General features: G+C 58.6%; 18 protein-coding genes. 8 read left to right on the plus strand and 10 right to left on the minus strand.

The features are described from left to right. Window positions 1-2: 2 nt before the first annotated feature. The 4 genes from hcr to aqpZ all read right to left on the minus strand — a co-directional run bounded on the left by hcr (window position 3) and on the right by aqpZ (window position 4,488). Window positions 3-971, minus strand: coding sequence for an NADH oxidoreductase (gene hcr, locus ACOI7Z_RS02225; protein ID WP_032455254.1), 969 nt, complete (start codon window positions 969-971; stop codon window positions 3-5). Between the two features lie 10 nt (window positions 972-981). Next, window positions 982-2,634 carry a hydroxylamine reductase gene (gene hcp / locus ACOI7Z_RS02230; protein ID WP_065882133.1) on the minus strand — a complete coding sequence of 551 codons (1,653 nt, stop codon included), beginning with the start codon at window positions 2,632-2,634 and terminating at the stop codon, window positions 982-984. Window positions 2,635-2,777: 143 nt separating this feature from the next. Next, complete coding sequence (locus ACOI7Z_RS02235) at window positions 2,778-3,677, minus strand: lysine exporter LysO family protein (protein ID WP_023289001.1); 900 nt, start codon at window positions 3,675-3,677, stop codon at window positions 2,778-2,780. A gap of 115 nt (window positions 3,678-3,792) precedes the next feature. Next, window positions 3,793-4,488: an aquaporin Z gene (gene aqpZ / locus ACOI7Z_RS02240; RefSeq protein ID WP_004201355.1), complete on the minus strand. Its 696-nt coding sequence runs from the start codon at window positions 4,486-4,488 to the stop codon at window positions 3,793-3,795. A 418-nt stretch (window positions 4,489-4,906) separates the two neighbouring features. On the opposite strand from aqpZ, the gene ACOI7Z_RS02245 reads away from it, so the two are divergent. From ACOI7Z_RS02245 to macB, 3 genes are all read left to right on the plus strand, one after another. Then, window positions 4,907-6,565, plus strand: coding sequence for an ATP-dependent endonuclease (locus ACOI7Z_RS02245; protein WP_023289003.1), 1,659 nt, complete (start codon window positions 4,907-4,909; stop codon window positions 6,563-6,565). 146 nt (window positions 6,566-6,711) lie between these two features. Further along, on the plus strand, window positions 6,712-7,827 hold the full coding sequence (gene macA / locus ACOI7Z_RS02250; protein ID WP_085550642.1) for a macrolide transporter subunit MacA: 1,116 nt from the start codon (window positions 6,712-6,714) through the stop codon (window positions 7,825-7,827). Continuing rightward, window positions 7,824-9,764 carry a macrolide ABC transporter ATP-binding protein/permease MacB gene (gene macB, locus ACOI7Z_RS02255; RefSeq protein WP_044521907.1) on the plus strand — a complete coding sequence of 647 codons (1,941 nt, stop codon included), beginning with the start codon at window positions 7,824-7,826 and terminating at the stop codon, window positions 9,762-9,764. Before macA ends, macB begins: the two co-directional genes overlap by 4 nt. A gap of 76 nt (window positions 9,765-9,840) precedes the next feature. On the opposite strand, the gene cspD is transcribed toward macB, so the two are convergent. Further along, window positions 9,841-10,062, minus strand: coding sequence for a cold shock-like protein CspD (gene cspD / locus ACOI7Z_RS02260; protein WP_002896516.1), 222 nt, complete (start codon window positions 10,060-10,062; stop codon window positions 9,841-9,843). Window positions 10,063-10,387: 325 nt separating this feature from the next. Here cspD and clpS point away from each other — a divergent pair, with 325 nt between their 5' ends. Together clpS and clpA are read left to right on the plus strand one after the other, a co-directional pair. After that, entirely contained in the window at window positions 10,388-10,705 is a 318-nt protein-coding gene (gene clpS / locus ACOI7Z_RS02265) for an ATP-dependent Clp protease adapter ClpS (protein ID WP_002896520.1), read from the plus strand. Between the two features lie 30 nt (window positions 10,706-10,735). Continuing rightward, entirely contained in the window at window positions 10,736-13,015 is a 2,280-nt protein-coding gene (gene clpA, locus ACOI7Z_RS02270) for an ATP-dependent Clp protease ATP-binding subunit ClpA (RefSeq protein WP_032455257.1), read from the plus strand. A 121-nt stretch (window positions 13,016-13,136) separates the two neighbouring features. Here clpA and infA read toward each other — a convergent pair whose 3' ends face one another. The 5 genes from infA to trxB all read right to left on the minus strand — a co-directional run bounded on the left by infA (window position 13,137) and on the right by trxB (window position 19,021). Further along, a complete protein-coding gene (gene infA / locus ACOI7Z_RS02275; RefSeq protein WP_001040187.1) occupies window positions 13,137-13,355 on the minus strand; it encodes a translation initiation factor IF-1 in 219 nt (72 codons plus the stop codon). A 353-nt stretch (window positions 13,356-13,708) separates the two neighbouring features. Further along, window positions 13,709-14,410 (minus strand): leucyl/phenylalanyl-tRNA--protein transferase, encoded by a 702-nt coding sequence (aat, locus tag ACOI7Z_RS02280; RefSeq protein ID WP_023289006.1) that lies wholly within the window; start codon window positions 14,408-14,410, stop codon window positions 13,709-13,711. A gap of 39 nt (window positions 14,411-14,449) precedes the next feature. Next, window positions 14,450-16,171, minus strand: coding sequence for a heme ABC transporter ATP-binding protein/permease CydC (gene cydC / locus ACOI7Z_RS02285; protein ID WP_023289007.1), 1,722 nt, complete (start codon window positions 16,169-16,171; stop codon window positions 14,450-14,452). Continuing rightward, window positions 16,172-17,938: a heme ABC transporter permease/ATP-binding protein CydD gene (gene cydD, locus ACOI7Z_RS02290; RefSeq protein ID WP_044521908.1), complete on the minus strand. Its 1,767-nt coding sequence runs from the start codon at window positions 17,936-17,938 to the stop codon at window positions 16,172-16,174. A 114-nt stretch (window positions 17,939-18,052) separates the two neighbouring features. Further along, the gene (gene trxB, locus ACOI7Z_RS02295; RefSeq protein ID WP_002898019.1) at window positions 18,053-19,021 is read right to left on the minus strand and encodes a thioredoxin-disulfide reductase; all 969 of its coding nucleotides are present in this window, start codon (window positions 19,019-19,021) and stop codon (window positions 18,053-18,055) included. A 532-nt stretch (window positions 19,022-19,553) separates the two neighbouring features. On the opposite strand from trxB, the gene lrp reads away from it, so the two are divergent. The 3 genes from lrp (at window position 19,554) to lolA (ending at window position 25,195) form a co-directional block, all read left to right on the plus strand. Continuing rightward, window positions 19,554-20,048 carry a leucine-responsive transcriptional regulator Lrp gene (gene lrp, locus ACOI7Z_RS02300; RefSeq protein WP_000228469.1) on the plus strand — a complete coding sequence of 165 codons (495 nt, stop codon included), beginning with the start codon at window positions 19,554-19,556 and terminating at the stop codon, window positions 20,046-20,048. A gap of 135 nt (window positions 20,049-20,183) precedes the next feature. Then, window positions 20,184-24,461 (plus strand): DNA translocase FtsK, encoded by a 4,278-nt coding sequence (gene ftsK, locus ACOI7Z_RS02305; RefSeq protein ID WP_264947408.1) that lies wholly within the window; start codon window positions 20,184-20,186, stop codon window positions 24,459-24,461. Window positions 24,462-24,583: 122 nt separating this feature from the next. Next, window positions 24,584-25,195, plus strand: coding sequence for an outer membrane lipoprotein chaperone LolA (lolA, locus tag ACOI7Z_RS02310; protein WP_004201368.1), 612 nt, complete (start codon window positions 24,584-24,586; stop codon window positions 25,193-25,195). The last annotated feature ends 4 nt before the right edge of the window (window positions 25,196-25,199 follow it).

Here is a 25,199-nt window from a genome sequence, read left to right on the forward strand (position 1 = left end):
GGTCAAGCCAGAACCAGATCGCCCAGCGGGTGACAGGAGCAGGCCAGCACATAGCCGTCGGCGATTTCGCCGTCGGTCAGCGTCATGGTGCTGGTGACGCTATACTCCCCGGAAACGACTCTGGTTTTGCAGCAGCCGCAGACGCCGGCGCGGCAGGCGACGGTCACCGGCACCTGATTGCTCTCCAGCGCATCGAGCAGGGTGGTGCCAACCGGCGCGTAAAATTCTCGCGCCGGCTGCAGTTTGGTGAATTTCAGCCCGCTGGTGGCGGCCTCCGCCACCGGGGTGAAGAACTTCTCCTTAAAGAAGCGGGTAACACCCAGGGCGGCAACGTCCTGTTCAACTTTCTCCATATACGGCGCTGGCCCGCAGGTCATCACGGTGCGGCTGGCGATATCCGGCACGCTCTGCAGTAGTTCCGGGGTCAGACGGCCGGCGACAAAACCGTGCGTCGCGTGGTGCTCCGCCACCAGGGTAACCGGATAGTTGCGCCACTCTTCGGCAAAGATCACATCCTCCGGCGAACGAACGCTATAGATCACCTGCACGTCGGCCTGCGGACGGTACTTCGCCAGCCAGCGGCGCATCGACATGATCGGCGTGACGCCGCAGCCAGCGGCCAGCAGCAGGAACTTATCATCCGCCTTATCCTCGCAGGTGAAATCCCCCATCGCGTCGGACAGCCAGATATAGTCGCCGCGCTTTACGTCGCGGGTGAGCCACTGTGAGCCCGCGCCATCGTCAATACGGCGAACGGTCAACGTAATATATTCGCTGACGCCCGGCGTGGACGAAATAGTGTAAGCGCGCAGGGTCTCTGCCGAATGACGTACGCTGACCAGGGCGTACTGCCCGGCACGGTACGGATAATAGTCATGGCAGAGCAATGAAACGGTCCACACATCCGGCGTTTCCTGATGGATGTGATGCACCTGCATTCGCCACGGGCATTGTGAGGTTGGCATGGTCATCAGGGACTCCTTACGCGCTCAGCAGCTGCTGCATATCTTGTTCCACGGTGGTCACGGAACGCAGACCAAACTTCTCATTGAGGATAGCCAGCAGATCCGGAGTGAAGAAGCCAGGAGCCGTCGGGCCGGTGACAATGTTTTTCACGCCGAGAGACAGCAGCGTCAGCAGGATGACGATCGCTTTCTGCTCGAACCAGGAGAGCACCAGCGACAGCGGCAGATCGTTGACGCCGCAGCCCAGTTTTTCTGCCAGCGTGACCGCCAGAATAATCGCCGAGTAGGCATCGTTGCACTGCCCGGCATCCACCAGACGCGGCAGGCCTTCGATATCGCCGAAGTCCAGCTTGTTGAAGCGGTATTTACCGCAGGCCAGGGTCAGGATCAGGCAGTCGTCCGGCACGCTGGTGGCGAAATCGGTGAAATAGTTACGTTCCCCGCGGGCGCCATCGCAGCCGCCGACGAGGAAAATGTGACGCAGTTTTTCCCGGCTGACCAGATCGATCAGTGTGTCCGCCGCGCCGAGCAGGGTCTGACGGCCAAAGCCGACGGTGATCAGATGCGGGATCTCGCTGTACGGGAAGCCAGCCATCTGCTGCGCCTGGGCGATAACCGGCGCGAAGTCTTCACCTTCCAGGTGGTTCACGCCCGGCCAGCCGACGATGCTGCGGGTCCAGATACGATCGTCGTAGGCGCCGACGGTGGGGTCGATGATGCAGTTAGAGGTCATGACGATGGGGCCCGGGAAGCGGGCGAACTCCACCTGCTGGTTCTGCCAGCCGCTGCCGTAGTTCCCAATCAGGTGTTTGAATTTACGCAGCTCCGGATAGCCGTGCGCCGGCAGCATTTCCCCGTGGGTATAGACGTTAACGCCGGTGCCTTCGGTCTGCTCCAGCAGGTTATAGAGATCTTTCAGGTCATGGCCGGAGATCAGGATGCACTTGCCCTCGGTCGCTTTAACGTTGACCTGGGTTGGGGTCGGATGACCGTATTTGCTGGTCTCACCGGCGTCCAGAATGCTCATGACTTTGAAGTTCATCTGGCCGATCTCCATTGAGCACTCCAGCAGCGCGTTCATATCGGCAGGCCAGGTACCCAGCCATGCCATGATTTTATGGTACTGGGCGTAGATGTCGTTGTCATACTGGCCGAGAACGTGCGCGTGCTCCATATAAGCCGCAGCGCCTTTCAGGCCGTACAGGCACAGCAGGCGCAGGCCGAGAATGTTCTCGCCGATGGCCGCTTTGTCTTTGTTCGGGGTAAATTCCGCCGCCTGACGCTGCAGGTCGCCCAGATCGTCGCTAGCCAGTTGCAGAGCGGCCATCGGATTGTTAACCGTCGCGTGGGCATCAATGTTCAGGCACTGCGCTTTAAGCGCTTCACGCATGGCGATAGCCTGGCGCGCATAGCCAACGATACGCGGGGAGTCGAAGTTAACGTTAGTCAGCGTAGAGAAAAAAGCGCGCGGCGCAAAGCTATCGACGTCGTGGTCGATAATGCCATATTCGCGGGCCTTGAGCGCCCAGGCGGAGAGGCCTTGCAGTGACGCAATCAGCAGATCCTGCAGATCGGAGGTTTCCGCTGTTTTACCGCACATCCCCTGCGCGTAAGAGCAGCCGTTGCCGGCCGGGGTACGAATGGTTTGTTCACATTGCACACAAAACATGGTCACACCTTTAAAGTTATATTTGATATACATGTTTAAGGTTATGCCCGAGCGCGTGAGGAGAAAAGGTATTTCTGATACAACTTAAAGGGAGATTGATTTAGCGCAAAATTGGCGGCAGGAAGTCTGCCGCCAGCGCCTGCTCAGGCGGCAAAAAAGGCGATCAGGATCGGGACCAGCAGGCTCAGCAGAAAACCGTGCACGATGGCGGCAGGGACGATCTCCACGCCCCCGGAACGCTGCAGCACCGGTAAGGTGAAGTCCATGGAGGTGGCGCCGCACAGCCCCAGCGCCGTGGAGCGGCTACGGCGAATCAGGCCCGGAATTAACATGATGGCCAGCAGCTCGCGGCACAGGTCGTTAAAGAACGCCGCGCTGCCGATCACCGGGCCAAAGGATTCGGTCAGTAAAATACCGGAGAGTGAATACCAGCCGAAGCCGCTGGCCATCGCCAGACCGGTCTTTAGCGGCAAATCCAGAATAAAGGCGTTGAGGATGCCGCCGAGTAATGAACTGGCCGTGACCACCACGGCGACGATCATTCCCCGCCGGTTGAGGACTATTTGTCGCAAACTCATTCCATTATTGCGTAATTGAATACCGACGAGGAACAGGAGAAAGATCAGCGTATATTCGCTGGCTTCGGTGGCGTGTTGTAAAAAAGACAGGCCGGTCAGGCCAAGCAAGAAACCGAGCACCACCACACCGCACAGCTGGAGTGATTCCAGGGCCATGGCCAGGCGCGAGGGTAATTTCTCCTGACGATGCAGACTGCGCCAGGGCATTTTTCTTTCCAGCCACAGCAGAGCGGTAATATTACACAGTAAAATGATGACCACGCTCACCGCGGCGTAATGCAATATCGCCAGCAGATTGCTGGCCAGATTGTCGAGAAACGCCAGGCTGATACCCATAAAAAAGAGGATCACATAGACAATCCAGCTCAGCATCCGGTTAATCAGTTTTAACGCGGAGGAGTGACGAAGAGGCAGTAAATAGCCGACGACCAGCGGCAACAGAATGATGAATAGTCCCGAGAACATGAACGATGCAACCCTTGCATGATGAGAATAGCGCTCATGACACTATCCAAATAGCCGGGCCGAGTAAAGCTGTCGCCAGAAAGAAAAAGCCCGGGGACCCGGGCTTTAGAAAAGATTAATCGCGTTTTTCCAGCAGAGTGCGGTACAGCACGCCGCCGAGGATCCCGCCGACGATCGGCATGACCCAGAACAGCCACAGCTGCTGCAGCGCCCAACCGCCCTGGAAAATCGCCACCGCGGTGCTGCGCGCCGGGTTGACTGAGGTGTTGGTGACCGGAATGCTGATCAAATGGATGAGGGTCAGCGCCAGGCCGATAGCGATCGGCGCGAAGCCCGCAGGCGCGTGTTTGTCGGTAGCGCCATGGATAACCAGCAGGAAGCCGCAGGTCAGTACGATTTCAATAACGATAGCCGACAGCATAGAGAAGCCGCCCGGGGAGTGTTCGCCATAGCCGTTGGAGGCAAAACCGCTGGCGGCGGCATCAAAGCCGGCTTTACCGCTGGCCACTACGTACAGCACCGCGGCGGCAATAATTCCGCCGACCACCTGGGCGATAATATAGCCAATGACCTCTTTCGCCGGGAAACGACCGCCGGCCCACAGGCCTAAGGTCACCGCCGGGTTGAAATGACCGCCGGAAATATGGCCAACCGCATACGCCATGGTTAATACGGTTAAACCAAATGCCAGCGCCACGCCGGCAAAACCGATACCCAGCTCGGGAAATGCTGCGGCAAGGACGGCGCTACCGCAGCCGCCAAATACAAGCCAGAAGGTGCCGAAGCATTCGGCTGCTAATTTTCTGAACATAACCACCTCAATTTAAATGTATACGCGCACGAGCGGACCGTGCCGTTCTTTATTTATCGTGATAAGGGACGACGATAAAAATAAAGCGGCGTTATTCTAGAGATAATCGCCGTCCCAGAGCCAGTTAAATATATTGATATTATTTGATTTAGGGCAAGGTGAAGGGATTGCGTTTGCCAGTTTAACTATTCCTATATCCATCCAAGATTATCAATAGTGTAGAACATAACGTCTGAAATAAAACTATTTTGTTTGATGAATAATCAACAGCGGTTAATAGGCGGTAAGTGTGTAATTTTATGAATATATTTAACCTCCTGAATAGGATGCGCGAGGTGACCAAGCGGAGTGTCATCTTGCCGCCGCCCTCGCTATACTGTTGATTACTGAAGGAGAGTGGTGGTTTAGCGGAGGGGATATGCTTCTTGAGCGCGTAGAAATCGTCGGTTTTCGCGGTATCAATCGTCTGTCGTTGATGCTCGAGCAAAATAACGTCCTGATCGGGGAAAACGCGTGGGGGAAGTCCAGTCTGCTTGATGCGCTGACCCTGCTTTTGTCGCCAGAGTTCGATCTTTATCACTTTGTTCGCGATGACTTTTGGTTCCCCGCGGGCGACATCCAGGGGCGCGAGCACCATTTGCATATTATTCTGACCTTCCGCGAAACGGAGCCGGGACGCCATCGGGTGCGGCGTTTCCGTCCGCTTCAGCGCTGTTGGGTGCCCTGTGATGACGGGTATCACCGGGTGTTCTACCGCCTGGAAGGCGAACTCGCCGATGACGACAGCGTGATGACCCTGCGCAGTTTTATCGATGGCGAAGGCGAAGCGCTGGCGCTGGAGGATATCGATGAGCTGGCCAGACACCTGGTGCGTTTGATGCCGGTGCTGCGCCTGCGCGATGCGCGCTTTATGCGGCGCATTCATAACGGAACGGTACCGCACTCGCCGCAGATAGAGATCACCGCCCGCCAGCTGGATTTTCTGTCCCGCGAACTGGTCAGCCACCCGCAAAATTTATCCGACGGTCAGATCCGCGAGGGGTTGTCGGCCATGGTGCAGCTGCTGGAGCATTATTTTGCCGAGCAAAGCAGCGCCCAGACGCGACATCGCCTGATGCGGCGGCGTTCCCATGATGAACAGCGTAGCTGGCGTTATCTGGATATTATCAACCGGATGATCGACAAGCCCGGCGGGCGCAGCCATCGGGTGATCCTGCTGGGGCTGTTCGCCACCCTGCTGCAGGCGAAAGGGACGGTGCGCCTCGATCGCGACGCGCGGCCGCTGCTGTTGATTGAAGATCCCGAGACCCGCCTGCATCCGATCATGCTCTCCGTCGCCTGGCATCTGCTGAATTTGCTGCCGTTGCAGCGGGTGACCACCACCAACTCCGGAGAGCTGCTGTCCCTGACGCCGGTGGAGCAGGTGTGTCGGCTGGTGCGTGAATCGGCGCGGGTGTCGGCATGGCGGCTGGGGCCCGGCGGAATGAATGCCGAAGAGAGTCGGCGCATTGCCTTTCATATCCGCTTCAATCGCGCCTCATCGCTCTTCGCCCGCTGTTGGTTGCTGGTGGAGGGGGAGACGGAAACCTGGGTTATCAACGAACTGGCCCGCCAGTGCGGCCATCATTTTGATGCTGAAGGGGTGAAAGTCATTGAATTCGCCCAGTCGGGCCTGAAGCCGTTGATCAAATTCGCCCGCCGGATGGGGATCCAGTGGCACGTGCTGGTGGACGGCGATGAGGCAGGGAAAAAATATGCCGCGACCGTACGCGGCCTGCTGAATAACGATCGCGAACTGGAGCGCGACCATCTGACCACTCTGCCGGCGCTGGATATGGAACACTTTATGTATCGTCAGGGATTTGATGACGTTTACCACCGGGTGGCGCAGATCCCGGATAATGTGCCCATGAATATGCGGCGGGTGATCACCAAGGCCATTCATCGTTCATCCAAGCCGGACCTGGCGATTGAGGTGGCAATGGAAGCCGGCCGCCGTGGGGTGGACGCAGTGCCGACGCTGCTGAAAAAAATGTTCTCGCGGGTACTGTGGCTGGCCCGCGGTCGCGCCGATTAATCTCTTCACCGTCGGGGGGCTCGGCGGCGCAAAGCTCTCCGGCAGCTAAACAAAACGTCATTGGCGCGAAAAATGGATGTTCTGTTGCCAATGGGTTTCGATAGAATCACCGCCTGGAGCGGCAGGGAAACAGCAGGAATCGGAATATGAAATTGAAGGGAAAACGCAGGACCGTCTGGTGGCTGTTGGCGATCGTGGTGCTGGGTCTGGCGGTCTGGGGATGGCAGATCCTCAACGCGCCGCTGCCGCACTACCAGACACTGGTGGTGCGCAAAGGCGACCTCCAGCAGAGCGTGCTGGCTACCGGCAAGCTGGATGCCCTGCGAAAAGTTGACGTCGGCGCCCAGGTCAGCGGACAGCTGAAGACGCTGCACGTGAATATCGGCGATAAGGTCAAAAAGGACCAACTGCTGGGGGTTATCGATCCTGAGCAGGCGCAAAACCAGATCAAAGAGGTGGAAGCGACGTTGATGGAGCTGCGCGCCCAGCTCAATCAGGCGCGCGCGGAGAGTAAGCTGGCGCAGGTGACCCTGGCCCGTCAGCAGCAGCTGGCGCAGCGCCAGCTGGTCTCGCGACAGGACCTCGATACCGCGGCCACCGACCTGGCGGTGAAACAGGCGCAAATCGGCACCATTGAAGCGCAAATTAAGCGCAACCAGGCGACGCTCGACACCGCGAAGACCAACCTCGACTACACGCGGATCCTGGCTCCGATGGCTGGCGAAGTGACGCAAATTACCACCCTGCAGGGACAGACGGTGATCGCTGCCCAGCAGGCGCCGAATATTCTGACCCTGGCGGACCTCAGCACCATGCTGGTTAAAGCGCAGGTCTCCGAAGCGGATGTCATCCATCTCAGACCGGGGCAAAAGGCGTGGTTTACCGTGCTGGGCGACCCGTTAACCCGCTATGAAGGCAAGCTGAAGGACATTCTGCCGACGCCGGAAAAAGTCAACGACGCCATCTTCTATTATGCCCGCTTCGAGGTCCCGAACCCGCAGGGGATCCTGCGCCTCGACATGACCGCGCAGGTGCATATTCAACTGGCCGAGGTGAAGAACGTGATCACCATCCCGCTGAGCGCCCTGGGCGATGCGGTCGGTGATAACCGCTACCACGTCCGGCTGTTGCGTACCGGCGAGGTCAAAGAGCGTGAGATTGTCATTGGCGCGCGCAATGATACCGACGTCGCGGTGGTGCAGGGACTTGAAGAGGGGGATGAGGTGATCGTCGGCGAGAGCGCGAGCGGGGCGGCAAAATGACGGCCCTGCTCGAGCTGCGTGATATTCGTCGCAGCTATCCTTCCGGCGACGGCAGCGTTGAGGTCCTCAAGGGGATCACCCTCAGTATCCATGCCGGGGAGATGGTGGCGATCGTGGGCGCCTCCGGCTCGGGTAAATCAACGCTGATGAACATCCTTGGCTGCCTTGATAAACCCACCAGCGGCACCTATCGGGTGGCGGGAACCGATATTGCGCAGCTGGATGGCGATGCGCTGGCCCGTCTGCGGCGGGAACACTTTGGTTTTATCTTTCAACGCTATCACCTGCTGTCGCATCTGACCGCCGCGCAGAACGTCGAAGTGCCGGCGGTGTATGCCGGCAGTGAACGGCGGGCGCGCCTGGCGCGCGCTCATGAGCTGCTGGCGCGCCTGGGGCTTGGCGATCGCGCCGACTATCAGCCGTCGCAGCTGTCCGGCGGCCAACAGCAGCGGGTCAGTATCGCCCGTGCCCTGATGAACGGTGGGGAAGTGATCCTCGCCGATGAGCCGACCGGCGCGCTGGACAGCCATTCCGGCGAAGAGGTGATGGCGATCCTGCACCAGCTGAAAGCGCAGGGGCACACGGTCATCATTGTCACTCACGATCCGCAGGTCGCCGCTCAGGCGGAGCGGATCGTCGAGATCCGCGATGGCGAAATCGTCCGCAACCCCTCCGCCAGCCGCCAGGGCGGTGGGCTGCGCGCCCGTCAGCAGGAGGAGCCCTCGGCGTGGCGTCAGTTCACCAGCGGCTTTCGCGAGGCGCTGGTCATGGCCTGGCGGGCGATGGCGGCGAATAAAATGCGCACCCTGCTGACCATGCTCGGCATTATTATTGGGATTGCCTCGGTGGTGTCGATCGTCGTGGTGGGCGATGCCGCCAAACAGATGGTGCTGGCAGATATTCGCGCGATAGGCACCAATACCATTGACGTCTACCCTGGCAAGGATTTTGGCGATGACGACCCGCGCTATCAGCAGGCGCTGAAGTATGACGACTTGCTGGCGATCCAGAAACAGCCGTGGGTGCGTTCCGCTACGCCGGCGGTGTCAAAAAGCCTGCGTCTGCGCGCCAACAATATTGACGTAGCCGCCAGCGCGGAAGGGGTGGGGCCGCAATACTTTAATGTTTACGGCATGACCTTTAGCGAGGGCAATACCTTTAATGAGCTGCAGCTCAACAGCCGGGCGCAGGTGGTGGTGCTCGACAGCAATACCCGTCGCCAGCTGTTTCCCAATAAAGCGAAAGTGGTGGGCGAGGTGATTCTGGTGGGCAATATGCCGGCCACGGTGATTGGCGTTGCGGATGAAAAGCAGTCGATGTTCGGCAGCAGTAAAATTCTCCGCGTCTGGTTGCCCTACACCACCATGGCGGGAAGGGTGATGGGCCAGTCGTGGCTGAACTCGATCACCGTCCGCGTTCATGAAGGCTATGACAGCGACACCGCTGAAAAGCAGCTGCTGCGTTTGCTGGAGCTGCGGCATGGTAAAAAAGATGTATTCACCTGGAATATGGACAGCATCTTGAAAACCGCCGAAAGGACCACACATACCTTACAGCTGTTCCTGACATTGGTGGCGGTGATCGCCCTGGTGGTCGGCGGGATTGGCGTGATGAATATTATGCTGGTGTCGGTGACCGAACGAACGCGTGAGATAGGCATCCGCATGGCGGTTGGCGCCCGGGCCAGCGATGTGCTGCAGCAGTTTCTCATTGAAGCGGTGCTGGTTTGCTTGGTCGGCGGCGCGCTGGGGGTCACATTGTCGCTGATGATTGCGTTTATTCTGCAGCTGTTTCTCCCCGGCTGGGAGATCGGTTTTTCGCCGCTGGCGCTGGTGACAGCGTTTCTCTGTTCGACGTTAACCGGGGTGCTGTTTGGGTGGCTGCCGGCGCGCAATGCGGCGCGGCTCGATCCGGTGGATGCCCTGGCGCGGGAGTAGTCGGGATGAGAAATAAAAATGCCAGTCAGAAGGACTGGCATTTTATTAGCAGGATGTACACAATGAAGCAAAAGAGTTATGCAGCCGTTTCCGCTTCCACAGGGACGATCACGCTGGCGTGGTTGCCTTTTGGCCCCTGGTGAACATCAAACCGAACGGCTTGTCCGGCTTTTAGCGTTCTGTAACCATCCATCTGGATGGTGGAGTAATGGGCGAAAATGTCTTCGCCGCCGCCCTCAGGGCAGATAAAACCGAACCCTTTGGCATTGTTGAACCACTTAACAGTACCCATTTCCATACTTCGACATCCTTCGTAAATCTTTATTAGTAAGATGGAATGAACCGGTGGTGGAGTGACGAGTTGTTCAATTGCTCGCCAACTCTCGCCACTACAATTTAGAGAAATACGAAAACGCGTCAAGCGATTGAGGAGGGGGAGCGGCGAAAAATGCGTCAAAATTTGAAGCAGTTAACGCTATTGCCGGGGAATGTGACAGCCGTCGCGGATAGAAGCGATAGATGATAGTTATCTATGATCTGTTGTAGATTTGTGATGAGCATAACCTCTGGTCATCGACAGGCCTCCGCCTGTTGGCAACAGCAACCGATGATGAACACTGACGATGAGTAAGAGAGATTGGCTGGACTTCGAGCACCTGGTTGACGACGAAGTTCGTGATGCGATTAAACCGCCATCTATGTATAAAGTGATATTGGTCAATGATGACTACACTCCAATGGAGTTTGTTATTGACGTGTTACAAAAATTCTTTTCTTATGATGTTGAACGTGCAACGCAACTGATGCTCACGGTTCACTATGAAGGTAAGGCGATTTGTGGCGTGTTTACCGCGGAAGTGGCGGAGACCAAAGTCGCTATGGTGAATCAGTACGCGAGGGAGAACGAGCATCCATTGCTGTGTACGCTGGAAAAAGCCTGAATACAGGCATGAAAATTGGGGGAGGTGCCTATGCTCAATCAAGAACTGGAACTCAGTTTAAATATGGCTTTCGCCAGAGCGCGCGAGCACCGTCATGAGTTTATGACCGTCGAGCACTTGCTGCTGGCTCTGCTAAGCAACCCCTCGGCCCGTGAGGCCCTGGAAGCGTGTTCAGTGGACCTGGTGGCATTGCGTCAGGAACTTGAAGCCTTCATCGAACAAACCACACCCGTCCTGCCAGCCACAGAAGAAGAGCGCGACACCCAGCCGACGCTCAGCTTCCAGCGTGTGCTGCAGCGCGCCGTCTTCCACGTGCAATCTTCTGGCCGCAGCGAAGTGACCGGCGCCAACGTGCTGGTGGCGATTTTCAGCGAGCAGGAGTCGCAGGCCGCCTACCTGCTGCGTAAACATGAAGTGAGCCGACTCGATGTGGTGAACTTCATTTCTCATGGTACACGCAAAGACGAGCCGAGCCAGTCTTCCGATAACAGCGGAAGCCAGCCTGGCAATGAAGAGCAAGCCGGCGGGGAGGAACGTATGGAAAACTTCACCACCAACCTCAATCAGCTTGCTCGCGTCGGCGGCATTGATCCCCTGATCGGCCGTGAAAAAGAGCTGGAGCGCGCCATCCAGGTTCTGTGCCGTCGGCGTAAAAATAACCCGCTGCTGGTGGGAGAATCCGGCGTCGGTAAAACCGCCATCGCCGAAGGCCTTGCCTGGCGTATTGTGCAGGGCGATGTGCCGGAAGTCATGGCTGACTGCACCATCTACTCGCTCGATATTGGTTCTCTGCTGGCCGGGACGAAATACCGTGGCGATTTTGAAAAACGCTTTAAAGCGTTGCTCAAACAGCTGGAGCAGGATACCAACAGCATCCTGTTCATTGATGAGATCCACACCATCATCGGTGCGGGGGCGGCGTCTGGCGGTCAGGTCGATGCGGCTAACCTGATCAAACCGCTGCTTTCCAGCGGCAAGATCCGGGTGATTGGCTCCACCACTTACCAGGAATTCAGCAACATCTTTGAGAAAGATCGTGCGCTGGCCCGCCGTTTCCAGAAAATTGATATTACCGAACCGTCGGTGGAAGAGACCGTCCAGATTATCAACGGTCTGAAGCCGAAGTACGAAGCGCACCACGATGTGCGTTATACCGCCAAGGCGGTGCGTGCCGCGGTTGAGCTGGCGGTGAAATACATTAACGATCGTCATCTGCCGGATAAGGCGATTGACGTGATTGACGAGGCAGGGGCGCGGGCGCGCTTAATGCCGGTCAGCAAGCGTAAGAAAACGGTCAATGTGGCGGATATCGAGTCAGTGGTGGCGCGCATTGCGCGGATCCCTGAGAAGAGCGTCTCCCGCAGCGATCGCGATACGCTGAAAAACCTTGGCGATCGACTGAAAATGCTGGTCTTTGGTCAGGATAAGGCCATCGAGGCGCTGACGGAAGCCATCAAAATGGCGCGCGCCGGGCTGGGCCATGAGCACAAGCCGGTGGGTTCATTCCTGTTCGCCGGGCCGACCGGGGTGGGGAAAACCGAAGTGACCGTGCAGCTGGCGAAGGCGCTGGGTATTGAGCTGCTGCGTTTTGATATGTCCGAATATATGGAACGTCATACCGTCAGCCGTTTAATCGGGGCGCCTCCGGGCTACGTCGGCTTCGATCAGGGCGGGCTGCTGACCGATGCGGTGATTAAACATCCGCACGCGGTGCTGCTGCTCGATGAGATCGAAAAAGCGCATCCGGACGTGTTCAACCTGCTGCTGCAGGTGATGGATAACGGAACGCTGACCGATAACAACGGACGTAAAGCGGACTTCCGCAACGTGGTGCTGGTGATGACCACTAACGCCGGGGTGCGGGAAACCGAGCGTAAATCGATTGGCCTTATCCAGCAGGACAACAGTCCGGATGCAATGGATGAGATCAAGAAGATCTTTACGCCGGAGTTCCGTAACCGTCTCGACAACATTATCTGGTTCGATCACCTCTCCACCACGGTGATCCATCAGGTTGTCGACAAGTTTATCGTCGAGCTGCAGGTTCAGCTGGATCAGAAAGGCGTCTCCCTGGAAGTCAGCCAGGAAGCGCGCGACTGGCTGGCGGAAAAAGGCTACGACCGGGCGATGGGGGCACGTCCGATGGGACGCGTCATTCAGGACAACCTGAAAAAACCGCTGGCGAACGAGCTGCTGTTTGGCTCGCTGGTCGACGGGGGGCAGGTGACGGTCTCTCTGGACAGCGTGAAAAATACGCTGACTTACGACTTCCAGAGCGCGCCGAAGCACAAACCGGAAGCCGCCCACTAAGGCGATATCTTGCATGTAAAAACCGGCCATTGGCCGGTTTTTTTTGCTGGCTGGCGGTAGAAATGAAAAGACCGGGAATTATCCCGGCCTTCAGCATCTGACGCCTTAGTGGCGAAAACAATCAGCGACTACGGAAGACAATGCGGCCTTTGCTCAGGTCGTACGGGGTCAGCTCAACAGTCACTTTGTCGCCCGTCAGAATGCGGATGTAGTTTTTACGCATTTTACCGGAGATATGCGCGGTTACCACGTGACCGTTTTCCAGTTCTACGCGGAACATAGTGTTAGGCAACGTTTCAAGTACGGTGCCCTGCATTTCAATATTGTCTTCTTTGGCCATCTAGTCCTCTGGGGTATCACTACCGTAGTTTTGAACCGGCAAGATAATGCCGAAGTTCATCATGTAAGTAAAGTTTTACGTGTCTACCCTGAATCATTCACCTTACCGCAAGGCGCGCAGTCAGCACGCCGGCAATGGAAATATGACGGGTATGAATCGCCGAAGTAGTTTTGGCGCATTGCCCGGGACACACACGGCCATGCCGCGTGACAGGCGCAAACGTAAAGGGGAGTGACAGAACGATGGGCGTTATCTGACTCTTATTATTCCCAAACGGCGGCGGGGCAACAGGCAGAAGCTACTCTACCGCGCAATTATACCATCCTGACGCAAAATGTGCTGAAAACATTTTATTATCCGCCCGGAAATAGCACCCGTGGTACCCAAAATCGCTCGGGTAGACGGTAGCCGCGTAATACCGACAGATAGTCCAGATAATCGCGGCGGGGAATATCCACTGCGCCTAATGACGCGGTGTGGTTGTTCAGCACCTGACAGTCAATTAATTTACCGCCGCTCTGCGCAAAGTCCTGGCAAAATACCAGCAGCGCGGTTTTAGAGGCATTTTCCGCCCGGCTGAACATCGACTCGCCGCAAAACAACGCCCCCTGCGCCACGCCGTACATTCCCCCCACCAGGGTATTCTCCTGCCAGACTTCAATAGAGTGGGCATGGCCCAGCTCATGCAGCTGGTGATAGGCGCGAACGATGCTGCTGGTTATCCAGGTGCCTTCGTCACGATCGCTGGCGCAGCCCTCAATCACCTCGCCAAAGGCATGATTGAGCGTGACGCGGTAGGGGGAGCGCTGATGAAAGCGCTTCATGCTGCGGCTGAGATGGAACTGCTCCGGCCAAAGCACTGCCCGGGGATCGGGCGACCACCAGAGGATCGGGTCGCCGGGGGAAAACCAGGGAAAAATACCACGCTGATAGGCCATCAGCAGACGCGCGGGGCTTAGATCGCCGCCGAGCGCCAGCAGGCCGTTAGGTTCACGCAGGGCGCCTTCCGGAGAAGGGAAGGCGATAGAATGCCGGGAGAGCTGAACCAGACGCATTTTAACCTCAATACGCATCAGCAAAAATTAGATAATAGCCTACAGACGCTGTTTAAACTGGAAGTACCGGCCCTGTTTAGCGAGCAGCTCCGCGTGACTACCTTGCTCAATTATCTGGCCGTTGTCCATGACTATTATCTGATTAAAACGCGCCAGGCCTCGCAGGCGGTGGGTGACCATCAGCACGGTTTTCTCGCGCATGACTTCCGCCAGCAGATGCAGGATCTGGCTTTCGGTGGCGGCATCCAGACCTTCTGTCGGTTCATCCAGCAGCATCAGCGGCGCATCGTGGAGCAGCGCGCGGGCAATGGCCAGCCGGCGCAGTTCGCCGCCGGAAAGCTGGCGTCCGCCTTCGCCCAGCCAGCCGTTGAGTCCGCCATCTTCCAGCAGTTTTTCCAGGCCTACCTTCTCAAGGGTGGCGCAGAGCAGAGTGTCATCAGCCTCAGGCGCCGCCAGCCGCAGGTTGTCGCGCAGGGTGGCGCTGAACAGATGCACGCGCTGCGGCACCACGCTCATTGACTGCCGCAGGGTGGCTTCGCTCAGCCCGGACAGCGGCTGGTCGTTGAGCAATATCTCTCCCTGCGCCGGATCCCATGCGCGGGTGAGCAACTGCAACAGCGTCGACTTTCCGCAGCCGGTTCGGCCAAGAATAGCGATATGTTCCCCGGCGGCAATCTGCAGGGAGATGTTCTCCAGGGCGGGGGAGGGCTGCTGCGGGTAGCGGAAGGTGACCTGCCTGAAGGTTAAGGCCACCTGCGCAGGCCTGCTGGCCTCGCCCTCAACGAAGGAGACTTCCGGCTGCTGGTCAGTGATCTGCGAGATCCGCAGCGCGGAGGCGATCACCTGACCTAAATGCTGGAAAGCGCCGGTGACGGGCGCCAGGGCTTCGAAAGCCGCCAGGGCGCAGAAGACGAACAGGGCGATCAGCGCCCCGGGCTGACTGTTGCCGCCGACGCCGTCTGAGGCCAGCCAGAGCATGGCCACCACGGCGATTCCGCCGATTAACAGCATTAGCGCCTGTGAAAGCGCGGTCAGCTCGGCCTGGCGACGCTGCGCGTCCTGCCAGCTGAGCTCGGTTTTTTCCATTTGCGCGCGATAGCGGTCGCTGGCGTTAAACACCATCAGCTCCGCCTGGCCCTGCAGCCAGGCGGTAAGCTGTTGCCGATACTGGCCGCGCAGCTGGGTCATACTCTCTCCGGCCGGTTTACCGGCGCGATAGAACAGCGGCGGCATAACCAGCAGGGTCACCAGCATGATGCCGCCGAGCGTCAGCGCGAGGGTAACGTCGAGCAGGCTTAATCCGCAGGTCACCACCACAATCACCACCAGCGCGCCGACCAGCGGCGAAATGACCCGCAGGTAGAGATGATCCAGGGTGTCGACGTCGGCGACTACGCGGTTGAGCAGTTCACCCTGGCGAAAGCGCGCCAGCCCCGCCGGAGAGAGGGGGAGCAGTTTGCTGAAGGTGAAGACGCGCAGGTGCTGCAGCACGCGGAAGGTGGCATCGTGGCTGACCAGACGCTCGAAATAGCGTCCGGCGGTACGGATAATCGCTGCGCCGCGGACGCCCGCAGCGGGCAGCATATAGTTAAAACTGTAGATCCCGGCGACGCCCACCACCGCAGAGGCGGAGAGAAACCAGCCGGAGAGCGTCAGCAGGCCGATACTGGCCAGCAGGGTCACAATAGCCAGTACGATGCCGAGCAGCAGCATCCATTTGTGGCGTTTATACAGTGCCAGATAGGGTAAGAGCGCGCGCATTTAAATCTCCTCCTGACGATGGGCCAACAGCGCCGAGAAGACCCCGCCGGCGCGGGCCAGCGTGGCGTAGTCGCCTTGTTCGATAATCTGTCCGTCCTGCATCACCCAGACGGCATCCCAGTCCGCCAGTCCCTCAAGCTGATGGGTAACCAGCAGCGTGGTTTGCTGGGTGGAGGCGTGGGTCAACGCCTGCATGACCCGTTGTTCGCTATGGGCGTCGAGGCTGGCGGCGGGTTCATCCAGCAGCAGCAGGCGGCACGGCACCAACAGCGCGCGGGCGACCGCGATACGCTGCGCCTGGCCGACCGACAGACGGCCCGCCTGATCGCCCACGGCGGTATGGATCCCATCCGGCAGCAGAGCGATAAACTCGCTCACCCAGGCCTTGTCCAGCGCCAGCCGAAGCTGGGCATCGCTGGCTTCCGGCCACGCCAGCAGCACATTTTCCCGCAGCGTGGCGGCAGGAAGCTGGGGATTCTGCCCCACCCAGCTTAACAGGCGACGCCAGCGATCGGCGTCCAGCTCGCGCAGCTCGACGCCGTTGACCTTCAGCGAACCTTCATAGGGCAAAAAGCCGAGCAGGGTGTTCAGCAGGGAACTTTTCCCTGAGCCGCTCTGCCCCACCAGCACCACCCGCGCGCCTGCAGGCAGTGAAAAATTCAGCGGCCCGGCGAGGACTTTCCCGTCGGGAGATTTAATCAGCAGATCGCGTGCTTCCACGCCAATCAGATCGTTATCATTTAAGGTTTTTTCGCCACGCTCCACCTGGGTCAGCGGGGTTTCCATAAACGTTTTCAGACTGTCCGCAGCGCCGACGGCCTGGGCTTTGGCATGGTAGAAGGTGCCCAGGTCGCGTAATGGCTGGAAAAACTCCGGGGCGAGGATCAGCGTCAGGAAGCCCGCCATCAGCGTGACGCCCGCGCCATAGTGGCCGAAGTTAAGTTCGCCAAGGTATGAGAAGCCGAAATAAACCGCTACCAGCGCAATGGAGAGCGAGGTGAAAAACTCCAGTACTCCGGAGGAGAGGAACGCCAGGCGCAGGACTTCCATGGTGCGTTGGCGAAAATCCTGTGAGGCGTCGCGAATATTATCCGTTTCGGCCTGACCGCGGTGAAAAATACGCAAGGTTTCCATGCCGCGCAGACGGTCGAGGAAGTGGCCGCTGAGGCGGGCCAGCGCCTGGAAGTTACGCCGGTTGGCATCGGCGGCGCCCATCCCAACCAGGGCCATAAACAGGGGGATCAGCGGCGCGGTGCCGAGGAGGATCAGCGCGGCGGCCCAGTTGATCGGGAAAATAGTGATAACGATCAGCAGCGGCACGCAGGCCGCTAGCGTCATCTGCGGCAGGTAGCGGGCATAATAGTCATGCATATCGTCGATCTGCTCGAGGATAAGCGTCGCCCAGCTGCCGGCCGGTTTGCCCTGGATCCACGCCGGGCCCGCCTGCTGGAGACGGTCGAGCACCTGGCGGCGAATTTCATAGCGAATATGCTGCCCGGCCTGAAAGCCGACCCGTTCACGCAGCCAGACCACCCAGGCGCGCAGCACAAAGGTCAGCACCAGCAGGGTCAGCGGCAGCAGCAGGGCGGTCGCAGGAATATTCTCCATCACCATCCGGTGCAGGATCCGCGCCAGGAACCAGGCCTGCGCCACGATCAGCAGACCGCTCGCCACGCCGAGGAGGCGGGAAATCATCAACCAGCGACGGGAGATAATGCTTTGCTGTTTTAACCAGCGGGTTAACTCTTGTTGACGGGTTTTATTCATTGCGCGCTTAGCAGGTGTCGTTATGGGAATATTGGGCACGGCAATGTTACATCGCGGCAAAAATAAAGGCGACTTTTCGTCGCCTTCTTTACCTTTGTTACTGACTTGTAAAGATTATTTGCACGCGTCAGCCAGACCGTCGAGGTAACGTTCAGCGTCCAGCGCCGCCATGCAGCCGGTGCCGGCGGAGGTGATAGCCTGACGATAAATATGGTCCATGACATCGCCGGCGGCAAACACGCCCGGGATGCTGGTCTGGGTCGCGTTGCCGTGGATACCGGACTGCACTTTGATGTAGCCGTTCTCCAGCTCCAGCTGACCTTCAAAGATGGCGGTGTTCGGGCTGTGGCCGATGGCGACAAACAGACCGGCTACTTCCAGGGACTCGACGTTGTCGCTGTTTTTGGTATCGCGCAGACGCAGGCCGCTGACGCCCATCTGGTCGCCGGTCACCTCTTCGAGGGTGCGATCGGTATGCAGCACGATGTTGCCGCTTGCCACTTTGTCCATCAGGCGTTTGATGAGGATTTTTTCCGCACGGAAGGAATCGCGACGGTGGATCAGATGTACCTCAGAGGCGATGTTCGACAGATACAGGGCCTCTTCAACCGCGGTGTTGCCACCGCCGATCACCGCCACTTTCTGGTTGCGATAGAAGAATCCGTCACAGGTGGCGCACGCGGAAACGCCGCGGCCCTTGAAGGCTTCTTCGGAAGGCAGACCCAGGTAACGGGCTGAAGCGCCGGTGGCGATAATCAGCGCGTCACAGGTGTATTCGCCGCTGTCGCCGGTCAGACGGAACGGCCGGTTTTGCAGGTCGACGCGGCTGATATGGTCGAAAATAATCTCGGTTTCAAATTTCGCGGCATGTTCGTGCATGCGCTCCATCAGCAGCGGACCGGTCAAATCGTTCGGATCGCCTGGCCAGTTTTCCACTTCCGTCGTGGTGGTCAGCTGACCGCCTTTTTCCATCCCGGTGATCAGCACCGGTTGCAGGTTGGCGCGCGCGGCATAGACCGCCGCGGTGTATCCCGCAGGTCCAGAACCAAGAATAAGCAGTTTACTGTGTTTGGCTGTGCCCATGAGATCCCCATAATAATTGGCATACATTGGGCTGGGATTGTAGGGAATTTGTTGTCGTAAAAAAAGAGCGCAGCGATTTTGTTAACGATGTGTGCAATAGAAGCGGCCGATGAATTGGCGATTTTCCCGGCAAGGAATATAACTATTTCTACTGTTGGCGGGACAATTATAAGACGAAAAAATGAGAATCAACCAGGGTGGATGATGAATATCTGGCATCTTGTACTAAAAATCGATGTTTTGCTTTGACAATCCCCTGTGCTTTTGCGAAAACATTCAAGGAAGAAAAAAAGCAGTATTTGGCGTGCGGCGAATTTTCATGCACGCAAATGCCATTTTTATCCGGGTTAACGAAATCTACGCATGGTGTGGACAGACGCCATGCGTGATATCGGTGACTGCCGTCAGGCAACGGGCTTCTCACGTACCCCTGGGTTACCTAATGTCGTACGGGTAATAACAGGATGGGCTCTGGCAGTGAAGGCACAGAGCCGGAACAGGAGTAGGGAAGGAATACAGAGAGACAATAATAATGGTAGATAGCAAGAAGCGCCCTGGCAAAGATCTCGACCGCATTGATCGTAACATCCTGAATGAATTGCAAAAAGATGGGCGAATTTCTAACGTCGAGCTTTCTAAACGGGTGGGACTTTCTCCGACGCCTTGCCTTGAGCGTGTGCGTCGTCTTGAAAGACAGGGTTTTATTCAGGGCTATACGGCGCTGCTCAACCCGCATTATCTGGATGCATCACTTCTGGTATTTGTTGAGATTACTCTGAATCGTGGCGCACCGGATGTGTTTGAGCAATTTAACGCCGCAGTGCAAAAACTTGAAGAAATTCAAGAGTGTCATCTGGTTTCCGGTGATTTCGACTATCTGTTGAAAACCCGCGTACCGGATATGTCAGCGTATCGTAAATTACTGGGCGAGACCTTGCTGCGCCTGCCGGGCGTTAACGACACCCGTACCTATGTGGTAATGGAAGAAGTCAAGCAAAGTAATCGTCTGGTTATTAAGACGCGCTAACACGGAACAGGTGCAAACTCGACGTAGTTTGATTACACTCCTGTTAATCCATACAGCAACAGTGCCGGGGAGACCCGGCGCTGTTGTCCGTTTTAGCAGCAGGCAGGAAACAGCCTGATACCTGGAGAGCCTTTCTTGAGCCAGGAATACACCGAAGACAAAGAAGTCAAACTTACCAAACTCAGCAGCGGGCGCCGACTCCTTGAGGCGATGCTCATCCTTTGCTCCCTCTTCGCCATCTGGCTGATGGCGGCATTACTGAGCTTTAACCCCTCGGACCCAAGCTGGTCGCAAACGGCATGGCATGAGCCTATTCATAATTTAGGCGGCGCCCCCGGCGCGTGGCTTGCCGATACCCTGTTTTTCATTTTTGGCGTCATGGCCTATACCATCCCGGTGATCATCATCGGCGGATGCTGGTTTGCCTGGCGGCATCAGGAAAACGACGAATACATTGATTATTTCGCCGTTTCTCTGCGTCTCATCGGTGCGTTAGCCCTGATCCTGACCTCCTGCGGTCTGGCGGCGATTAACGCCGATGATATCTGGTACTTCGCCTCTGGCGGGGTGATTGGCAGCCTGCTGAGCACCACCCTGCAACCGCTGCTGCACAGCAGCGGCGGCACCATCGCTCTGTTGTGCATCTGGGCGGCCGGCCTGACGCTGTTTACCGGCTGGTCGTGGGTCAGCATTGCGGAAAAACTGGGCGGCGGCATCCTGTCCGTACTCACCTTTGCCAGCAACCGCACCCGTCGGGATGATACCTGGGTCGATGAAGGCGAATACGAAGACGACGATGAAGAGTACGACGACGAAGAGGCGGCAACCCCCCAGGAGTCGCGTCGGGCCCGTATCTTGCGCAGCGCGCTGGCGCGGCGTAAACGTCTGGCCGAGAAGTTTACCAACCCTATGGGGCGTAAAACCGACGCGGCGCTTTTCTCCGGCAAACGGATGGACGACGGGGAAGAGGCCGTGCAGTACAGCGCCAGCGGTGCGCCTGTCGCCGCCGACGATGTACTGTTTTCCGGCGCCAGCGCCGCGCGTCCCGCAGAGAATGATGTGCTATTTTCCGGCGCCAGCGCCGCGCGCCCGGGCGATTTCGACCCTTACGATCCGTTGCTGAACGGCCACAGTATCGCTGAGCCGGTGGGCGCAGCGGCGGCGGCCACTGCCGCGCCGCAGGCGTGGGGCGAGTCGACGGCGGGCCATCAGGGCGCTGCGCCGGCTTATCAGCCAGAAGCCAGCTATCCGCCGCAGCAGGCCTACCAGCCTGAACCCGCCCCGTTCCAGCAGGCTGCTTATCAGCCGCCAGCGGGGCAACCCGCGCCGCAGGCGTATCAGCCAGAGCCAGCGCAGTATCAACAGCCGGTTTACGATCCGCATGCCGGACAACAGCCTGCGCCGCAGGGCTATCAATCCGAACCTGCACAGTATCAGCAGCCGGTTTACGATCCGCATGCCGGTCAGCCTGCGCCGCAGGGCTATCAATCCGAGCCTGCACAGTATCAGCAGCCGGTTTACGATCCGCATGCCGGTCAGCCTGCGCCGCAGGGGTATCAACCCGAGCCTGCACAGTATCAGCAGCCGGTTTACGATCCGTATGCCGGACAACAGCCTGCGCCGCAGGGGTATCAACCCGAGCATGCGCCGCACCAGCAGCCGGTTTACGATCCATATGCCGGGCAACAGCCTGCGCCGCAGGGGTATCAACCCGAGCCTGCACAGTATCAGCAGCCGGTTTACGATCCGCATGCCGGTCAGCCCGCGCCGCAGGGGTATCAACCCGAGCCTGCACAGTATCAGCAGCCGGTTTACGATCCGCATGCCGGTCAGCCCGCGCCGCAGGCGTATCAGCCTGAGCCCGCGCCGGTACCTGCCGCGCAGCCAGAGCCTGAGGCCGTGCAGGAAGAAGTGAAACGTCCGCCGCTCTATTACTTCGAGGAAGTGGAAGAGAAGCGGGCGCGCGAACGCGAGCTGCTGGCTTCCTGGTATCAGCCTATTCCGGAGCCGGAAAGCCCGATCGCCACCAAACCGCTGACGCCGCCAGCCGCCACGTCCAAACCGCCCGTGGAGTCAACCGTGGTTTCTGCGGTGGCGGCCGGGGTGCATCAGGCAACGGCTGCCAGCGGCGGCTCAGCGGCCGCGACGACGGCGACCGCCGCGTCCGCAGCGACGGCGCCATTGTTCAGCCCGGCCTCCAGCGGACCGCGGGTACAGGTGAAAGAGGGCATTGGTCCAAAACTACCGCGGCCTAATCGCGTTCGCGTCCCGACGCGTCGGGAATTGGCCTCCTACGGCATCAAGCTACCGTCGCAGCGGGAAGCAGAGCAGCGCGCGCGGCAGGCAGAGCGAGACCCCCATTATGATGATGGGCTGCTCTCGGATGAGGAAGCGGATGCTATGGAGCAGGATGAACTGGCTCGCCAGTTCGCCGCCACTCAACAGCAGCGCTATGGCCATCGCTGGGAAGACGATAACGCGACTGATGACGATGATGCCGACGCCGCGGCGGAAGCGGAGCTGGCGCGCCAGTTTGCCGCCACCCAGCAGCAGCGCTACGCCTCCGAGCAGCCGCCGGGCGCCAATCCGTTCTCGCCGGCGGATTACGAATTCTCGCCGATGAAAACTCTGGTCAATGAGGGGCCGAGCGAGCCGCTGTTTACGCCGACACCTGAAGTACAGCCGCAGCAGCCAGCCCAGCACTATCAACAACCGGCCGCCGCTCCGCAGCAGGGTTATCAACCTGCGCAGCACCAGCCGGTACATCATCAGCCAGTGCCGCCGCAGCCTTACCAGACTGCGCCGCAGTCCGTGCCGCAGCACCAGCCGGTTACCCCGCCGGGGCATCAGCCTGCCGCGCCTGCGCCGCAGGAGAGCCTGATCCACCCGCTGCTGATGCGCAATGGCGATAGTCGACCGCTGCAAAAGCCGACGACGCCGCTGCCGTCGCTGGATCTGCTTACGCCGCCGCCCAGTGAAGTCGAGCCGGTGGATACCTTTGCTCTCGAGCAGATGGCACGACTGGTGGAAGCGCGACTCGCCGATTTCCGCATTAAAGCGGATGTGGTGAACTACTCGCCGGGGCCGGTGATCACCCGCTTCGAACTGAATCTGGCGCCTGGCGTCAAAGCGGCGCGAATCTCTAACCTGTCACGGGATCTGGCGCGTTCGCTGTCCACGGTCGCCGTGCGCGTGGTGGAGGTGATCCCGGGTAAACCGTATGTCGGGCTTGAGCTGCCGAATAAAAAGCGCCAGACCGTCTACCTGCGTGAAGTGCTCGACAACAGCAAGTTCCGTGATAACCCGTCACCGCTGACCGTGGTGCTGGGTAAAGACATCGCCGGCGATCCGGTGGTGGCCGATCTGGCGAAAATGCCGCACCTGCTGGTGGCCGGTACCACCGGTTCCGGTAAGTCGGTCGGCGTCAACGCCATGATCCTCAGCATGCTCTACAAGGCGCAGCCGGAAGATGTGCGTTTCATCATGATCGACCCGAAAATGCTGGAGCTGTCGGTCTACGAAGGTATTCCGCACCTGCTGACGGAAGTGGTTACCGACATGAAAGACGCCGCCAATGCGCTGCGCTGGAGCGTCAACGAGATGGAGCGTCGCTACAAGCTGATGTCGGCGCTGGGCGTGCGTAACCTGGCGGGCTATAACGAGAAGATTGCAGAAGCGGCGCGCATGGGTCGTCCGATCCCGGATCCGTACTGGAAGCCAGGCGACAGTATGGACGCCGTGCACCCGGTACTGGAAAAGCTGCCGTACATTGTGGTGCTGGTGGACGAATTCGCCGACCTGATGATGACCGTCGGTAAGAAGGTGGAAGAGCTGATCGCTCGCCTGGCGCAGAAAGCGCGTGCGGCGGGGATCCACCTGGTGCTGGCGACGCAGCGTCCGTCGGTGGATGTCATTACCGGTCTGATTAAGGCCAACATTCCGACGCGCATCGCTTTTACCGTGTCGAGCAAAATTGACTCGCGTACCATTCTGGATCAGGGCGGTGCGGAATCGCTGCTCGGGATGGGGGACATGCTCTACTCCGGGCCGAACTCCACCACGCCGGTGCGCGTCCATGGGGCGTTTGTTCGCGACCAGGAAGTCCACGCCGTGGTTCAGGACTGGAAAGCCCGCGGTCGTCCGCAGTATGTAGACGGCATTACCTCCGACAGCGAAAGCGAAGGCGGCGGCGGTGGCTTCGACGGTGGTGAAGAGCTGGATCCGCTGTTCGATCAGGCGGTCAGCTTTGTGACCGAGAAGCGTAAAGCGTCGATTTCCGGGGTGCAGCGCCAGTTCCGCATCGGCTATAACCGTGCCGCGCGTATTATCGAACAGATGGAAGCGCAGGGCATTGTCAGCGAGCAGGGCCATAACGGTAACCGCGAAGTACTGGCGCCGCCGCCCTTTGAATGAGTGCAAAGTTGGGTAAATAAGCGCAAAATCAGCCAATTCTTCTGTCCCGCCGCCGTCGGCGGTCCTACATTAGGGGCAGAAGAGGCTCCCGCGTCGGGAGTGACGCACATAAAGGAAGAACAATGAAAAAACTCGCAATCACCTGTGCATTACTGTCTGGTATGGTCGTCAGCCAGGTCTGGGCAGATGCGGCCAGTGACTTAAAAAGCCGTCTTGATAAAGTGAGCAGCTTCCATGCCAGCTTCACGCAAAAAGTCACCGACGGCAGCGGCAACGCCGTGCAGGACGGACAGGGCGACCTGTGGGTAAAACGCCCGAATCTGTTTAACTGGCATATGACCCAGCCGGATGAGAGCGTCCTCGTTTCGGATGGTAAAACCCTGTGGTTCTATAACCCGTTCGTCGAGCAGGCCACGGCGACCTGGCTGAAAGACGCCACCAGCAACACGCCGTTTATGCTGATTGCCCGCAACCAGTCCAGCGACTGGCAGCAGTACAATATCAAACAAAACGGCGATGATTTTGTGCTGACGCCGAAAAGCGGCAGCGGCAACCTGAAGCAGTTCACGATCAACGTCGGTCGGGACGGCACCATCCATCAGTTCAGCGCCGTCGAGCAGGATGATCAGCGCAGCAGCTATCAGCTGAAATCGCAGCAGAACGGCGCCGTCGACGCATCTAAGTTCACCTTTACGCCGCCGAAAGGGGTGACGGTGGACGATCAACGTAAGTAGAGGC

The sequence above is a fragment of the Klebsiella sp. C283 genome (assembly GCF_048822555.1).
GTDB lineage: Bacteria > Pseudomonadota > Gammaproteobacteria > Enterobacterales > Enterobacteriaceae > Klebsiella > Klebsiella quasipneumoniae.

Excerpts from the sequence above, each read along its gene's own strand:
- hcr (WP_032455254.1), bottom strand. The coding sequence starts at position 971 with ATGACCATGCCAACCTCACAATGCCCGTGGCGAATGCAGGTGCATCAC.
- hcp (WP_065882133.1), bottom strand. The coding sequence starts at position 2,634 with ATGTTTTGTGTGCAATGTGAACAAACCATTCGTACCCCGGCCGGCAAC.
- ACOI7Z_RS02235 (WP_023289001.1), bottom strand. The coding sequence starts at position 3,677 with ATGTTCTCGGGACTATTCATCATTCTGTTGCCGCTGGTCGTCGGCTAT.
- aqpZ (WP_004201355.1), bottom strand. The coding sequence starts at position 4,488 with ATGTTCAGAAAATTAGCAGCCGAATGCTTCGGCACCTTCTGGCTTGTA.
- ACOI7Z_RS02245 (WP_023289003.1), top strand. The coding sequence starts at position 4,907 with ATGCTTCTTGAGCGCGTAGAAATCGTCGGTTTTCGCGGTATCAATCGT.
- macA (WP_085550642.1), top strand. The coding sequence starts at position 6,712 with ATGAAATTGAAGGGAAAACGCAGGACCGTCTGGTGGCTGTTGGCGATC.
- macB (WP_044521907.1), top strand. The coding sequence starts at position 7,824 with ATGACGGCCCTGCTCGAGCTGCGTGATATTCGTCGCAGCTATCCTTCC.
- cspD (WP_002896516.1), bottom strand. The coding sequence starts at position 10,062 with ATGGAAATGGGTACTGTTAAGTGGTTCAACAATGCCAAAGGGTTCGGT.
- clpS (WP_002896520.1), top strand. The coding sequence starts at position 10,388 with ATGAGTAAGAGAGATTGGCTGGACTTCGAGCACCTGGTTGACGACGAA.
- clpA (WP_032455257.1), top strand. The coding sequence starts at position 10,736 with ATGCTCAATCAAGAACTGGAACTCAGTTTAAATATGGCTTTCGCCAGA.
- infA (WP_001040187.1), bottom strand. The coding sequence starts at position 13,355 with ATGGCCAAAGAAGACAATATTGAAATGCAGGGCACCGTACTTGAAACG.
- aat (WP_023289006.1), bottom strand. The coding sequence starts at position 14,410 with ATGCGTCTGGTTCAGCTCTCCCGGCATTCTATCGCCTTCCCTTCTCCG.
- cydC (WP_023289007.1), bottom strand. The coding sequence starts at position 16,171 with ATGCGCGCGCTCTTACCCTATCTGGCACTGTATAAACGCCACAAATGG.
- cydD (WP_044521908.1), bottom strand. The coding sequence starts at position 17,938 with ATGAATAAAACCCGTCAACAAGAGTTAACCCGCTGGTTAAAACAGCAA.
- trxB (WP_002898019.1), bottom strand. The coding sequence starts at position 19,021 with ATGGGCACAGCCAAACACAGTAAACTGCTTATTCTTGGTTCTGGACCT.
- lrp (WP_000228469.1), top strand. The coding sequence starts at position 19,554 with ATGGTAGATAGCAAGAAGCGCCCTGGCAAAGATCTCGACCGCATTGAT.
- lolA (WP_004201368.1), top strand. The coding sequence starts at position 24,584 with ATGAAAAAACTCGCAATCACCTGTGCATTACTGTCTGGTATGGTCGTC.